The sequence below is a fragment of the Cryobacterium sp. MDB2-A-1 genome (genome assembly GCF_004402675.1).
Lineage (GTDB): Bacteria > Actinomycetota > Actinomycetes > Actinomycetales > Microbacteriaceae > Cryobacterium > Cryobacterium glucosi.
On the sequence record NZ_SOFK01000016.1, the window covers coordinates 92653 to 107669 of the forward strand.

11 protein-coding genes are annotated in these 15017 nt (G+C 69.5%); 7 read left to right on the top strand and 4 right to left on the bottom strand.

Going from position 1 to position 15017, the window contains the following annotated elements; translation table 11 throughout:
- Positions 1 to 27 precede the first annotated feature (27 nt).
- Entirely contained in the window at positions 28 to 414 is a 387-nt protein-coding gene (locus tag E3O39_RS03705) for a VOC family protein (protein WP_134445918.1), read from the top strand.
- Between the two features lie 20 nt (positions 415 to 434).
- Here the strand turns inward: E3O39_RS03705 and E3O39_RS03710 are convergent, their stop codons facing one another.
- Positions 435 to 1163, bottom strand: a complete 729-nt coding sequence (locus E3O39_RS03710) for an HAD-IA family hydrolase (protein WP_241984965.1) — start codon at positions 1161 to 1163, stop codon at positions 435 to 437.
- Between the two features lie 87 nt (positions 1164 to 1250).
- Here E3O39_RS03710 and E3O39_RS03715 point away from each other — a divergent pair, with 87 nt between their 5' ends.
- Together E3O39_RS03715 and E3O39_RS03720 are read left to right on the top strand one after the other, a co-directional pair.
- On the top strand, positions 1251 to 3434 hold the full coding sequence (locus tag E3O39_RS03715) for a S9 family peptidase (protein WP_134445919.1): 2184 nt from the start codon (positions 1251 to 1253) through the stop codon (positions 3432 to 3434).
- A gap of 27 nt (positions 3435 to 3461) precedes the next feature.
- On the top strand, positions 3462 to 6737 hold the full coding sequence (locus E3O39_RS03720) for an SNF2-related protein (RefSeq protein ID WP_134445920.1): 3276 nt from the start codon (positions 3462 to 3464) through the stop codon (positions 6735 to 6737).
- Positions 6738 to 6767: 30 nt separating this feature from the next.
- On the opposite strand, the gene E3O39_RS03725 is transcribed toward E3O39_RS03720, so the two are convergent.
- Positions 6768 to 7298: a flavodoxin domain-containing protein gene (locus E3O39_RS03725; protein ID WP_134445921.1), complete on the bottom strand. Its 531-nt coding sequence runs from the start codon at positions 7296 to 7298 to the stop codon at positions 6768 to 6770.
- Positions 7299 to 7459: 161 nt separating this feature from the next.
- Here E3O39_RS03725 and E3O39_RS03730 point away from each other — a divergent pair, with 161 nt between their 5' ends.
- The 4 genes from E3O39_RS03730 (at position 7460) to E3O39_RS03745 (ending at position 13433) form a co-directional block, all read left to right on the top strand.
- Positions 7460 to 9727 (top strand): bifunctional diguanylate cyclase/phosphodiesterase, encoded by a 2268-nt coding sequence (locus tag E3O39_RS03730; protein WP_166787225.1) that lies wholly within the window; start codon positions 7460 to 7462, stop codon positions 9725 to 9727.
- Positions 9724 to 12009, top strand: a complete 2286-nt coding sequence (locus E3O39_RS03735; protein WP_134445923.1) for a bifunctional diguanylate cyclase/phosphodiesterase — start codon at positions 9724 to 9726, stop codon at positions 12007 to 12009. Before E3O39_RS03730 ends, E3O39_RS03735 begins: the two co-directional genes overlap by 4 nt.
- A gap of 23 nt (positions 12010 to 12032) precedes the next feature.
- Entirely contained in the window at positions 12033 to 12809 is a 777-nt protein-coding gene (locus E3O39_RS03740; protein ID WP_134445924.1) for a hypothetical protein, read from the top strand.
- 69 nt (positions 12810 to 12878) lie between these two features.
- Complete coding sequence (locus E3O39_RS03745; RefSeq protein ID WP_134446006.1) at positions 12879 to 13433, top strand: MOSC domain-containing protein; 555 nt, start codon at positions 12879 to 12881, stop codon at positions 13431 to 13433.
- A gap of 25 nt (positions 13434 to 13458) precedes the next feature.
- Here E3O39_RS03745 and E3O39_RS03750 read toward each other — a convergent pair whose 3' ends face one another.
- Positions 13459 to 14394 (bottom strand): DarT ssDNA thymidine ADP-ribosyltransferase family protein, encoded by a 936-nt coding sequence (locus tag E3O39_RS03750; RefSeq protein WP_134445925.1) that lies wholly within the window; start codon positions 14392 to 14394, stop codon positions 13459 to 13461.
- Positions 14395 to 14515: 121 nt separating this feature from the next.
- Complete coding sequence (locus tag E3O39_RS03755) at positions 14516 to 14944, bottom strand: VOC family protein (protein ID WP_134445926.1); 429 nt, start codon at positions 14942 to 14944, stop codon at positions 14516 to 14518.
- Between the last annotated feature and the right edge of the window lie 73 nt (positions 14945 to 15017).

A 15017-nucleotide genomic window follows, 5' to 3' on the forward strand; every position in this document is an offset into this window, starting at 1 on the left:
CAGAAACGGCTGTGTCAGGCTGGGAGGATGCTGATCAACCGGGTTCACCACATCGCCATCATCGCGAGCGACTACGAGCGTTCGAAGCGGTTCTACGTCGACGTCGTGGGCTGCACGCTCGAGGCGGAGTACTTCCGGGCCGAGCGCGATTCCTGGATGGGCAAGCTCGCCCTGAACGGCGAGTACATCCTCGAGTTGTTCTCGTTCCCGGACACCCCGCCCCGGCGCAGCGGCCCGGAGGCGCTCGGCCTGCGCCACCTCGCGTTCGAGGTCGACGACGTTCCCGGCACGCGCGCGGAGCTCCTCGGCACGGGCGTCGCCTGCGAGGAGCTGCGGGTCGACCCGAACACGCACAAGGCGATGTTCTTCTTCCGGGACCCCGACGGCCTGCCGCTCGAGATCTACCAGTCCTGAGGTGCCCCTGCCCCGAAGGGCTATTCGGGGAGGAGCTCGAAGACGACGCCGTTGTCGCGGATACTGATCCGCAGGCGGTCGAGGCTCGGCACGACGAGATCGGCGTCGAGCTGGTCCATGGTGTGCGTTCCGGCGACACCGATCGTCAGGCATCCGGCCGCGCGACCCGCCTCGAGGCCCGCCGGCGCGTCTTCGACCACGACACAGCGACGCGGGTCGGCGCCGAGCCGGGCGGCCGCAGCCAGGAAGGGCTCAGGGAACGGCTTGCCGCGCGGAGTGTCGTCGATCGTCACGACGGTCGCCGGCACCGGGAAGCCGGCCGACTCGAGCCGGGCGAGGCACAACGAACGGGCGCACGAGGTGACGATGGCGCGGCGGCCCTCCGGCAGGCTCTGCATCAGTTCCGCGGCCCCGGGAAGAATCACGATGCCCTCGAGGTCGTCGAGTTCGAGTTCGAGCACCCGGCCGATCGACCACTCGATCTTGTCCTCGGGAACGAGCCTGGCGACCATCTGCCGGGCGGGCACCCCGTGTTCGGCCCCGGTGAATGACGGACCGAGGCCCGCTTCGGCTCCCCAGCGCATCCACGCCCGGTTCACGGCCCGCGTCGAGTCGACCAGGGTGCCGTCCATATCGAAGAGGACCGCATCGAAAACCCGGCCGAGGAGAACGTGCCCTGTCGCACCATCCGTGCTGGTGCTCGTGCTGCTCTCCGTCATGCTTGCGGCGGTGGTGAGGCCCTGCTCCATGTGCTGTTTCCTTCCGTGAAGCCGCGATAGCCGGCTTCGGTACTCCCCCAATTCTCCCTCGTCTCCAGCCTCAGTACGCTGAACACCATGACTACAGCTGCCGTCGTCCCTCCCCTCGCCGCGAAGAAGCCCGTCGAACGCCTGCACCACAGCGACCTCTTCACCGACGACTACGAGTGGTTGCGCGACAAGGAAAGCCCGGAGGTCCTCGCCCATCTCGAGGCCGAAAACGCGTACACGGATGCCCGCACCGCGCGGCTCGCACCGCTCCGGGAGCAGCTGTTCGACGAGATCAAGGCCCGCACCCGCGAGACCGACCTCAGCGTGCCCGTGCGGGAGGGCCGCTGGTGGTACTACACCCGCACGGTGGAGGGCCAGGAATACGGCATCCACTGCCGCGCCCCGATCTCGGGCCCGGACGACTGGGCGCCGCCGATCCTGGACCCCGAAGCCGCCGACGCAGGAACGTCCGGCACCGTCCGGGCAGGCCTCCCCGGTGAGCAGGTGCTGCTCGACGACAACGCCGAGGCGGCCGGCCACGAGTTCTACGCCCTCGGCAGCTTCGACGTGAGCGCAGACGCCACCCGGCTGCTCTACGCCGTCGACACCGAGGGTGACGAGCGGTACACGATCCGGGTGCGCGACCTCACGACGGGCGAGAATCTCGCCGACGAGATCACCGATACCGGCGAGGACGCCCTGTTCGAAACGAGTGGCCGCTACCTCTTCTACACGACCGTCGACGAGGCCTGGCGCCCCGACACCGTCTGGCGGCACGAGATCGGCACAGACCCCTCGAGCGACGCGCAGGTCTTCCACGAACCCGACGACCGGTTCTGGGTCGGCATCGGGCTGACCCGCAGCCGCAAGTACCTGCTGATCGAGGCCGGCTCGAGCGTGACGACCGAAACCCGGCTGCTCGACACGAGCGATCCCACCGGCGAGTTCGCAATCGTCTGGCCTCGCCGCGACGGCGTCGAGTACGACGTGGAGCACGCCGTCCTCGCCGGGGAGGACCGGCTCCTCATCGTGCACAACGACCAGGCCGTCAACTTCGAACTCGTCGACGTCGCCGCCGGAGACCCGCACGGCCCCCGGCGGATGCTGCTGCCGCACGACGAATCCGTCCGGCTCGAAGGCGTCGACGCGTTTCGCGACTTCGTCATCGCCGAGTACCGGCGGGACGGCTTGACGCAGGTGGCGATCGCGTCGCTCGGGACCGAGGCCGAGGCATCCGCTGCGACCGCCGACGCTGCCCGCCCGCTCACGTTCACCGAGCTCGCCTTCGACGAACCGCTCTTCACGGCAGGCACAGGGGCGAACCCCGAGTGGGAGCAGCCGACGATCCGGTTCGGCTACACGAGCTTCGTCACCCCGTCGACCGTCTACGACCTCGTCGTCGCGACCGGCGAGCGCCGCCTGCTCAAGCAGCAGACCGTGCTCGGCGCGTACGACCCGGCGAGGTACGAACAGCGCCGCGAGTGGGCGACGGCCGCGGACGGCACCCGCGTGCCGATCTCGCTCGTCTACCGGAGTGACCTGGTCACCCCCGGGGAGCCCGCGCCGACCCTGCTCTACGGCTATGGGTCCTACGAGATCAGCATCGACCCGACCTTCAGCATCGCCCGGCTCAGCCTGCTCGACCGCGGACTGGTCTACGCGATCGCGCACGTGCGCGGCGGCGGCGAACTCGGCCGGCTCTGGTACGAGCACGGCAAGGAGCTCGAGAAGCGCAACAGCTTCACCGATTTCATCGACTGCGCACATCACCTGATCGATGCGGGGCTCACCGCGCCCGACCGGCTCGTCGCCGAGGGCCGCAGCGCCGGCGGCCTGCTGATGGGCGCCGTCGCGAACCTCGCCCCCGAGCTGTTCTCCGGCATCCTCGCCGGCGTGCCGTTCGTCGACCCGCTCACGTCGATCCTCGACCCCTCGCTGCCGCTCACGGTCATCGAGTGGGACGAGTGGGGAGACCCGCTGCACGACCCGGAGGTCTACGCGTACATCAAGTCCTACTCACCGGTCGAGAACGTTCGAGACACGCACTACCCGCGGATCCTCGCGGTCACGAGCCTCAACGACACCCGCGTGCTCTACGTGGAACCGGCGAAGTGGGTCGCGCACCTGCGCGAGGTCGGGGCGGATGTCCTGCTCAAGACCGAGATGTCCGCCGGCCACGGCGGGGTGTCCGGGCGCTACGCCCGCTGGCGGGAAATCGCCTTCGACAACGCGTGGATCCTCGATGCGGCCGGGGTGCATCCGCTGCCCTGAGCTGCGGGAGCGTGAGAGCATGGGGGAATGTCGCAGACCGGGCCCCTTGCACCGGCACCGGGGTGGCGGATGCGCGCCCAGAGCCCCGCTGGACCGCCCGCCGGAGCACTGGGGAGCGCCGCGACGTCCCCGGGAACCGCAGCCCCGACGGCGATGGGACTCCAGTTCGAGCTGCGCGAGCTGACCCCGCGCACCGATGAACGCTGGCGCGGGCCGACGGCGCAGACGGTCACGAGCCTCCGCGGTGGCCACGGCACGCTCAGGCTCGGCGTGCGCCCGGTCGTCCTGAACGCGCGTGGCAACTGGGTGCGTGGCAGCGTGACATGGAACCAGCTGAGCTTCCACGTGAACCGGCTCGCCCTCAATCCCGAGCACAAGCGCTGGCTCAGCGAGCTCTGGGCCCTGAACCGCGCGGTGCGCGGGGTGTACACGAGCCAGGAGGCCGACTGGCTCTACCTCGACGACTTCGAGAGTTCCCTGCTCTGGGCCCACCTCGGCGAAGCGCGCCGGCTCGGGATCGCGCTCGTCGGCACGAAGAAGGGCGCGACCGTCACGGTGGCGGCGGAAGCCGTGGTCGCACTCGACGTGACTCAATCCCCGTCCGAGACCGCGGCAACGGCTCCTGCTGAAAGCGCGCCCGGCCTGCGCCTGACCACGACACTCACGATCGACGGCGATGCGCAGCCCCCGGCCCAGGCCGGCGCGATCGGCAGCCACGGCGTCTACGTCTATGCGCAGACACCCCCCGCGTCGTCGACCCCGACCTCGACGAAGTCCCCGCCCCGGTCCCCCGCCCTCGCCCTGTCCTTCCTCCTCGCACCCACCCGCGGCCCGCTCAGTCCGGAGCAGAGCCGCCTGCTCGGGGTGCCCGCCACCGTGGCCGTGCCCGCGTCCGAGACGGCCGAGTTCCTCGGCGACTTCTACCCGAGCCTCCGTCATGCGCTCCCGGTGACGAGCACGGATGCCTCGGTGAGCTTCCCGGCGGCCGCCGCTCCCGTCCTGGTGCTCACCGTGCGCTTCCTCCCCAAGCAGGCGCTGAGCCTCGCCTGGGACTGGGAGTACCGCGAGGGCCGTGCCGTCACGCGCGTCCCTCTCGACGCCGGCCCTGGCCCCGGCCGCCCCGCCGGTCGGGACGCCTCCGCGGAGGCCGCGCTCATCGCGGCGGTCGAGTTGCGGACAAAGCACCTTCCTCCGCGCCGCGACGGTGTTTTCTCCGCAACTCACCCGGGCACCGCACCCGGCTCGCCTCCGGACACGCTCCGCGGGCTCGACGCGGCCGAATTCACCTCAGGGGAACTCCCCCGGCTCGACGAGCTGAGAGGCCTGCGGATCGACCGGATCGGCGCGGATCCGGGCTACCGCGAACTCACCGCGACGCCCGAACTGACCATCACCACGGTCGAGACGAACCAGAGGGACTGGTTCGACCTCGGCGTGATCGTCACGATCGACGGCCGCACCGTGCCCTTCGGCCCACTGTTCAAGGCACTCGCCCTGGGCAAGCCGAAGCTGCTCATGATCGACAACACCTATCTCTCGCTGCGCCAGCCCGCGTTCGAGCGCCTGCGGACGCTCATCGACGAGGCCCGCAGCCTCACCGAGTGGGAGACCGGGCTGCGGATCAGCCGCTACCAGGCCCAGCTCTGGGCCGAGTTCGAGGACCTCGCCGAACACACCGAGCAAGCAACGGCCTGGCGGTCCGCGGTGTCCGGGCTGCTCGAACGGACCCGCGCGGACGACGCCGGCGACCGTGACGGCGACGGCCATGGCCTCCTCGAGCCCGTTCCTGTGCCCGAGGGAGTGACCGCGACCCTGCGCCCGTACCAGCGCGAGGGCTTCGCCTGGCTCGCCTTCCTCTGGAAGCATCGCCTCGGCGGCATCCTCGCCGACGACATGGGCCTCGGCAAGACCCTGCAGGCGCTGGCCCTGATCGAACACGCGACGCGCGAATCCGGCGCCGCACCCGCCGTACCGCGCCGCCCGTTCCTCGTGGTCGCCCCGACCTCCGTCGTCTCCAACTGGATCGCCGAGGCCGCCCGCTTCACCCCCGGGCTCCGCGTGCACGGCGTCGAGACGACCCAGTCGACCGTCCTCGGCCGCGGCGGCACGACGCTCGCGGATGCCGTCGCGCACCACGACGTGATCGTCACCTCATACACGCTCTTCCGTCTCGACTTTGCGGCGTACCGCGCCCAGGGCTGGGCCGGGCTGATCCTCGACGAGGCGCAATTCCTGAAGAACCACGCCTCCCGGCTGCACGCCTGCGCCCGCGACCTCGACACGCCCTTCAAGCTCGCCATCACCGGGACGCCGATGGAGAACCGGCTTCTCGAACTCTGGTCCCTGTTCGCGATCGTCGCACCCGGCCTGTTCCCCTCCGTCCGCCGGTTCAGCGAGGAGTACGTCCGCCCGATCGAGAACCGCGACGAACACGGCGTGAGACCTGCCGGCACAACAGGCGACGCCGGGCAACCCGGCAACCCGGCGCTGATCACCCGGCTGCGCCGCCGCATCCGCCCCCTGATCCTGCGCCGCACCAAGGACGTCGTCGCCCGCGAACTGCCCGAGAAACAGGAGCAGGTACTGCGCATCGAGCTGAACCCCCGGCACCGCGCGCTCTACGATACCTTCCTGCAGCGCGAACGGCAGAAACTCTTCGGGCTGATCGAGGACCTCGACGCGAACCGGTTCATCGTGTTCCGGTCGCTGACCCTGCTGCGGATGCTGAGCCTCGACCCGTCCCTGCTCGGCGACACCTACGCGGACGTGCCCTCGAGCAAGCTCGACGCCCTCTTCGACCAGCTCGACGACGTCGTCGCCGAGGGTCACCGGGCGCTCGTGTTCAGCCAGTTCACCTCGTTCCTCGGCAAGGCAGCCGCACGCCTCGACGCCCAGGGCACCCCGTACTGCTACCTCGACGGCTCGACGCTGAAGCGCTCAGAGGTGATCGACCGGTTCAAGAGCGGCACGGCGCCGGTGTTCCTGATCAGCCTCAAGGCCGGCGGCTTCGGCCTCAACCTGACCGAGGCGGACTACGTCTTCCTGCTCGACCCGTGGTGGAACCCGGCGACGGAGACGCAGGCGATCGACCGCACCCACCGCATCGGCCAGACCCGCACGGTCATGGTCTACCGGCTCGTGGCCGCGGACACCATCGAGGACAAGGTGATGGCGCTCAAGGAGCGCAAGGCGCGTCTCGTCGGCTCGGTACTCGATGGCGCGGGCCTCGACGGCGCGGCGACGGCAGCGGATGTCGGCGACGACTTCACCGCGGAGGACATCCGGGCGCTCCTCGCTCCCTGAGCCCCGCAGGCGGGGCTGGTGGCGAGCGGCCTAAGCGGTCGCGGGCAGCTCGGCGGCAATCGACGCCGCCCAGGCGTCGATAGCGACCCAGTCGCGGAAGTCGCCTTCCGGGAGCAGCTCCCGGCCGGCCGGGATCATCCGAACGAGCCGGTCGCGGCGCCGCAGGGCCGCCGGGTCGAGCGCCCCGAAGAAGACCTTGGTTCCCTGCGGTTCGAGCGCGGTCACGAACTCGTCGAACTGCTTCGGCTCGGCCTCGATGATCAGTTCCTGTCCCTCGGCGTTGCGAGTCGCGGTGCCGAGCGGGCCGCTGCTGAACAACCAGAGCGGGCGTGAGGTGAGCAGCTCGAGGTTGCCGCGGACGAAGTCGACGGCGTCCTTCCGCCAGGAGCCCATGTACGCGGCGCTCCCGATCACGAACGCGGTGTACCGGTCGGGATTCTCCACGACCGAGACCGGCTTCGCTTCGGCGTCGCGCCCTGCCTCGCGCAGCTTGCGCGCGATGCGCTCCGCGATCCCCTCCGTGGCACCGTACTTGCTCGAATACCCCACGAGAACCACCATGGTCCGCCTCCTGCGCCTAGGTCATGCCTGCACAGCCATTCTGCTCCTCCCCGCGGCCCCGGCGCCCCGGGATGCCGCCCCTCCTTCGGGAGGTGGTCCCGATAATCCGGTCTGTCCCGCTGATATGCTGGGCACACGCAGGCGGAGGGGCACCGGTAACCATGACAACGCTGGCTCGCCGCCTCGGCACGTTCGCCCGGTATGTGGCCTCATCAGGCAATTGGCTTGTCTGGTTCATGTGTCTCCTGCTCTCCGTCTATACCGTCGCGCTCGTCTCGCAGGGCTCGGAGTTCAGCCCCTTCGTCGATGTGTGGCTCGCGATCATCACGAAGCTGAGTCTTGTCGCCGTCGCCTGGACCGCCGTCGTCCGCGCGGGCTTCGACCGCCGCGAGATCGTGTTCTCGGCGAGCGCCATCACGATCGTCGTCGCAGCGGACAGTTACGCATACTTCCGGCCCGGAGACTCCGACCAGTCCCAGACCCTCCCCGACATCGGATACTTCCTCTTCTATCTCCTGATCGTCACGGCAATCGTGGCCCTCGCGCGTCGGCAGCGCCGCCCGCCGGGCTGGCCGGTGCTCCTCGAGGGCGCGATCGGGATCCTCGGCGCCGGCTCCGTGCTCGCCGCGCTCCTCACCCCGATCCTCGACTCCGTGGGCACGACCATCGAGGCCGGCGCGACCGCCGTCGTCGTGACGTACCCGCTCTTCAACGCGATGCTCGTGCTCGTGATCGCCGGAACCGCCGCGACCCAGGGCCCGGATCCGCGCCGGCGCTGGATGCTGCTCGTCCTCGGGCTGATGATCTTCTCCGCGACCGAAATCGTCTACCTGCGCATCGGAGACGCCTACGTCACGGGCACCTCCCTCGACGCGGGCTGGGCGATCGGACTCGCCCTCGTCGCCGTCTGGATCGATGCTTCGTCGCGCCAGACCGAGACGCACAGCCACACCCAGGACAGCGTCGCGGCCGTCGCCGTTCCGATCGTCTCGACGGGCGCGGGCCTAGGGGTGCTGATCCTCGCGAGCCAGGTCCCGGTGACCGGCTTCGCCATCGGGCTGGCCGCGACCGCCCTCGCCCTCGCTTCCCTGCCACTCGTCTCCCGGCAGATCGTGCTGCGGCACCAGGCCAGGACCGACGATCTCACCGGGCTGCCCAACCGGCGGGCCCTGTACGGCGATGTCACGGCCCGGATCACCAGGGAGCCCCGCCGGCGCCGGGCCCTCCTTCTGCTGGACCTCGACCGGTTCAAGGAGGTCAACGACAGTCTCGGGCACAATGCGGGCGATCGCCTGCTCGTGCAGGCCGGCATCCGCCTGTCGAACGAGCTGCGCGAACAGGACTTGCTCGCCCGGCTCGGCGGCGACGAGTTCGCGATCCTGCTCGACGACGTCGGCCATGCCGAAGCCGTCGACTTCGCGATCCGGGTGCGCGCTGCACTCGCCGTGCCGTTCACCCTCGAGGGCATCGCCCTGCAGACCGGGGTGAGCGTGGGCATCGCCCTGTACCCGGATCAGGGCAGCGACCTCACCGGGCTGATGCGCAAGGCCGACATGGCCATGTACAAGGCCAAATCGACCCGCAGCGGCCACCACGTGTACCGCAGCAACGACGACAGCCACGGCGACCTGCGCCTGCGCACCCTCTCCGAACTGCGGCTCGCCCTCCAGGACGACCAGCTCATCGTGCACTACCAGCCCAAGATCGACCTCGCATCGGGAAGCGTCGCCGGCGTCGAAGCCCTCGTGCGCTGGCAGCACCCCACCCGCGGACTCCTCTTCCCCGACCAGTTCCTCGTGCTCATCGAGGAGGCAGGGCTCATGCACGCCCTGACGCAGCGGGTGCTCGCCGTCGCGCTCGACCAGGCGAGGGTCTGGTCCGCCGCCTGGGCCGGGGACCTGCCCCTCTCGATCGCCGTGAACCTGTCGGCGAGTTCCCTCGTCGACGCCGAGCTTCCCGAACGGATCGAAAGCCTCCTCGCCGAGCGCGGCCTGCCTGGCTCGGTGCTCGAACTGGAAATCACCGAGGACTTCCTCATGAGCGACCGGGACCGGGCCAGGGACATTCTGGCCAGACTCCGCGCGAACGACATCCGCATTTCGATCGACGATTTCGGCACCGGCTACAGCTCGCTCGCGTACCTCCGTGACCTGCCCATCGACGAGCTGAAGCTCGACCAGTCCTTCGTCTTCCCGCTCAAGGACGACCAGCGCGCCGCGGCGCTCGTGAAGTCCTCGATCGAGCTCGCGCACGGCCTCGGGCTGCGCATGGTCGCGGAGGGCGTCGAGAACGCCGCCACCTACGACGCCCTCGCCGGCTTCGGCTGCGACCAGGCCCAGGGGTACTTCATCTCCCGGCCGATCCCAGCGGATGCCTTCGACCGGTGGCTCGCTGACCGCCGGTCGGTCGCGGAGCCGGTCGCGACATGACGATCCTGCGCGGAGGGACGCGCACCCTGAAGTCGTCTCCGGAGCAGACGATGGACGCATCCGTCGGGCAGCCATCCAGCCGACCCCTGTGGATCATGGGCATACCGCTCGCCCTCTACGTCGTGATGCTCGTCGGCAAGGGCGGCGACTACAGTGTCCTCGTCGACTTCGTCCTCGCCGAGCTCGCTGGCCTGGCGACCGTCGTGGTCTGCTGGACCGCCGTCCGCCGGGCCGACTACGTCCGGCGAGAAGTGACACTCGCCGCCGCCGCCGTCACGTGCAATTTCCTCGGTGACGTCAGCTTCACCATCTCCACCCGGTTCCTCGGTGGGCCCGGTTCCCCCTCGGTCGCTGACCTGTTCTACCTGGCCTTCTACGGCCTGATCCTTGCCTCCCTCTTCGTCACCGCACGCCGGCAGCTCCGCAGGGTGCCCTGGGCGGCCTTCCTGAACAGTGCCGTCGGCTCGGTCAGTGTCGCCGCATTCATGGCCGTCCTCCTCAACCCGGTACTCGTCTCTGCTTCCGCCGAACCGGTGTCGCTCGAAACGCTCGTGAATCTCGCGTACCCGATGCTCGATCTGCTGTTGATCGCTGCTATCGCCGGCGTTGCCGCGCTCTACGGCCGACACGCCGGGCGCGCCTGGGTCTCTCTCATCGGCGGCCTCGTCGTCTACGCGGGCGCCGACGTGGCATACGCCCTCCTCGACGGCGGCTACTCCCTGGGAACCCTGCTCGATGCCAGTTGGGCGATCGGCCTGGCGCTCATCGCCGTCTGGGTCGACCGCGCGTCCTATCCCGTCGTCGCGGCGCCGCGGGAGCCGAACGGTGTGATGGCCTTCGTCGTTCCCGCGATCGCAACGGCCGCGGGACTCGGGATCCTGGTCTACGCGACCCAGAATCACATCTCGGCACTCGCGATCGGTCTCGCGAGCGTGACACTGGCCCTCGCAGTCATCCCGATGATCTCGCGGGAGCGGGGACTCAACCACCTCTCACGCACCGACGACCTGACCGGGCTGCCGAATCGCCGGGCCATGTATTCCGACGTCGCGGCGCGGCTCGCGTCCGACCGGAAGCAGGGCAGCGCGCTCCTCCTCCTCGACCTGGACCGGTTCAAGGAGGTCAACGACAGCCTCGGTCACGATGCCGGCGATCGACTTCTCGTGCAAGTCGGCGTGCGGCTGGCGCGCGAGCTCGGACCGCTCGACCTGCTGGCGCGGCTCGGCGGCGATGAGTTCGCGATCCTCGTCGCACGAAACAGGGATGGGGAGGCATCCGCTCTCGCCGATCGATTGCGGGCGGCGCTCGCCGTACCCTTCACGCTCGAGGGCATTTCCCTGCAGACGAGCGTCAGTATCGGCATCGCGCTGTACCCGAGCCACGGCCGCGACCTGGGCGCCCTGATGCGCAAGGCCGACACCGCCATGTACGTGGCGAAGTCCACCGGCAGCGGGTTCCACGTCTATCAGTCCGACGACGACCGGCACAGCGAGGTGCGCCTGCGCACCCTTCAGGAACTGCGGGAGGCGCTCGTCCAGGACCAACTCACCCTGCACTACCAGCCCCGCATCGACCTCGACACGTCCGAGATCCATGCCGCCGAGGCCCGGATCCGCTGGAATCACCCGGTCCGTGGCCTGCTGCACCCCTCCGAATTCGTCGATCTCGTCGAGGACGCCGGCCTCGTGCGGGCGCTGTCGGAGGCCCTGCTCGTACAGGCGCTCGACCAGGCCGCCGCCTGGCGGGACCGGGGACTGGACCTCGGCGTCGCGATCCGGCTTCCCCAGGCTGCGCTGATCGACGCCGGCCTCCCCGAACACCTCGGCGCCATGATCGCGAATCGCGCGTTGCCGCCGTTCGTGTTGACTCTCGAGATCAGCGAGGAGTTCCTGCTCGCCGACCAGTCCCGGGCGCGCGCTGTGCTGAACCGGTTGCGAGGCCAGGGTGTGCGGATGTCTATCGACGACTTCGGGACGGGCTACAGTTCCCTCGCCTTGCTGCGCGACCTCGCCATCGACGAACTTCGCCTGGACGAATCGTTCATCGTCGCGATGGGACACGACGAACGCTCATCGACCCTCGTCAATTCCGCCATCGCCCTCGCCCACAGCCTCGGACTGCGAATGGTCGCCGAAGGCGTCGACAGTGACGAGGCATACGAGGCCCTCGTGCGGTTCGGCTGCGACTCCGCCCAGGGCAGCCTGCTCTGCGTGCCGCTTCCCGCCACCGAGTTCGACGCCTGGTTGACCGCCCGCCTTGTTGCGGAGCAGACCCGGGAGTAGAACGAGGAGTGGAGAGGAGCCGTATGTTCTGCTCCCAACGAAAGCTCGGACTTCCCGTCGTACTCGCCGTCAGCATGGTTCTGGTCGGCTGTGCGCCGTCGTTCCCCAGCCCGACGCCAGCCCCGACGTCCACGTCTGCTTCCACCCCCACCGCGTCCCCCACCGCCTCCCCGTCCGCACCCGGAACGGACAGCGCCACGCCGCCTCCCGACGACGCGACGGCGACCCCGCAGCCCGGTGACCGCGTCCTCTCCGCCCGGATCAGTTACGGCTGGGCCTGGCCGGGACCCGGACAACCGGCAACGATCGGCCATGACATCGCGGTCCCGATCGCCCCGCCGCCGAGTCCGCCGCTGCCGTCACTGACCTCGATCGGTGCGGGGGCGCATCCGCTCGCCTCACCGCCATACGACCAGCTGAGCTTCCGGTTCGAGGGCGGCTTCCCCGGTTATGAACTCGAATACGTGCCGGTCCTGACCGGAGATGCGAGCGGCCTGACGATTCCGATGGACGGAACCGACAGCATCCTGCGGGTGGTGTTCCGCCTCGCGCAGGCCCACACCGAGGACGGTATCTCGAGTGTGCTCGAGGCTCCGCGCGAAGCGGTCGGCCTGGCCGCCATCACCCGGTACGCCCCGGCCGGGGACTTCGAGGGCACCGTGACCTACGGGATCGGGGTCGGGCATCCGGTGCCGAGCACCGTGAACACCGCCGTGCGGGTGTACGAGGTCGAGCGGATCGAGCAGGGCCGCCACCTCTACGTCGTGGCCGTGCAGGTCGACGCCAGCCCCTGGCGCTGACGAGCGGCATGCCAGAATCGTCTCATGGTGACTTCCCCGCCCGAACAGCCCACGCAGCCCGACCAGCCGATGCGGTCCGAGCACTCTACGGCGGTCGTGTCGGTGAGCCTCGATGACGCGCACCGGTTCAGCAAGCCTGCCGCGCCGCGCATCCTCCTGCTCGAGGGTCTCGGCGTCGAGGGCGACGCGCACGCGGGTGCGACCGTGCAGCACCGCTACCACGTGAAGAAGGACCCGACGGCGCCGAACCTCACCCAGGTGCACCTGATCCCGTCCGAGCTCTTCGACGAGCTCGCCCACGACGGCTACACCGTGCGGCCCGGCGAACTCGGCGAGAACGTGACCACCCGGGGGATCGACCTCACCGGGCTCCCCCTCGGCACCCGGCTGCACCTCGGCGCCGACGCCGTCGTCGAACTGACCGGCCTGCGCAACCCCTGCTCGCTGATCAACGGATACCAGGGCGGGCTGATGAAGCAGCTCATCGAAACGGATGCCGCCGGCCGCATCACCCGCAAGGCCGGCGTGATGAGCGTGGTCGCGTCCGCTGGTGCGGTCCAGCCGGGAGACATCATCCGGATCGAGCTGCCCGAGGGGGAACAGGTCCCCCTCGACGTCGTCTGAGACGACCGCTCGCGCGTCGGACGGCCTAAGCGGTGACCGGCTCCGAGGCGTGGAACCACGGCGGGTACACCGCGACCTTCGGGCGGTGACCGGACTCGGCGAGAATGCCGCGCACGACGTCACGGACCTTGTCATTCGCGACGGCGACGATGGTGACGAGCTCGAACGGGAAGGTCTCCTCGACGAGGAGTTCGGCCTCGAGGAGCGCTGCGGCATCCTTCTCGGCACGCAGCCGGCGGAGGACCCGGTCGCTCGTCTCCGGCGTCGCACCGACACGGGTCAGGGTGCCCGCTGCATCGCCGTCGGTCACGGCGATGACGCCGAGGGCGGGCTCACCGTGGCCCGACTGGGCCTCGACGACCTTCTTGACCGTGCTGACGAGGATCACGAATTCGAAGTTCTCGGCATACGGTGCGTCCCTGGACAGGCGCGGGTCCCCGGTGTTCGTGAGGATGCTGTCCCAGATGGTCGCGTTCGGCGAGAGGAAGAACGGCACGAAGTGCGCGACGGTCGTGTTCTCGGTGCCGGCGATCAGCGTGCTGCGGCGCTTCTCACGGTTGGGAACGGAGGAGATGTCGACGGCGGGTCGCACGGCCCAGGCCTCGCTCGCGTCGGCGAGGAGGCCGCCGCTGGCGAGGATGCCGGCGAGGTTGCGGATGTGGGTCAGGTGATAGATGCGCTGCTCGCCGACGTTGTCGGGGGCGGATTTCGGCCCGATCGACGACTTGGCCCGGGTCGAGGGGCGGGGGCGGGTCGCACTCGTCGCACCGGAGGCGCTGCTTGCCGGGGCGCTCCGCAGCGACGGCGGCTTCGAGGCCGTCTTCGAGCGCGCCGGCGACGGGGCGGACTTGGCCCGGCTCGCGCGAACCGCGGGTGTCGCGGGCACAGCCTCCGGAACCGGTTTCGGGAAACAGATGGCGCACAGGCCACCCTCGAGTCCGTGGATGCATTCGTTGCTCAAAGCCAGAAAACCTCTCGTGTTCGTGTCCCCCACATTCTTCGAATACCCGTGTTCGAAGACCACGACTCAACGCTACGGTGATTTTGCCCCGAGCGGTTACCGGGATCGGCCCTGAACCCGGTTATTGGATGCAGAACTCGTTTCCCTCGGGGTCGGCCATGATGTAGTGGAATTCCGGGAACGGCCCCCACTTCTCGTCGACCATGCGAACCACAGATGCCCCGAGCGCGACGATCCGATCCCGTTCCGCATCGATCTCGTCCCTGCTCGGCGCCCGTCCCGGTGTCGCGCTGATGTCGAGGTGCACCCGGTTCTTGACGGTCTTGCCCTCCGGGACCCGCTGGAAGAACAACCGCGGCAACAGGCCCTCCGGATCCCCGGCGATGCTGCGCGTCTCGAGGTCCGCGTCGGTGAGGTCGCTCGTGAGTACGAGTTCGCGCAGCTCCGGCGGCCACTCGGCTCGGGGATAGCCGAGTACGTCCGCCCAGAAGTGCGAGAGCTCGCGCGGGTGTGCGCAGTCGAACACGATGTTTCCGATCTTGCCGGCCATGGGCCCTCCTCGGGGTTGGGGTCTTCGCGACCACTATGCACCCTTACGTCGCTTCGGGCGGCGGTCTACTGTG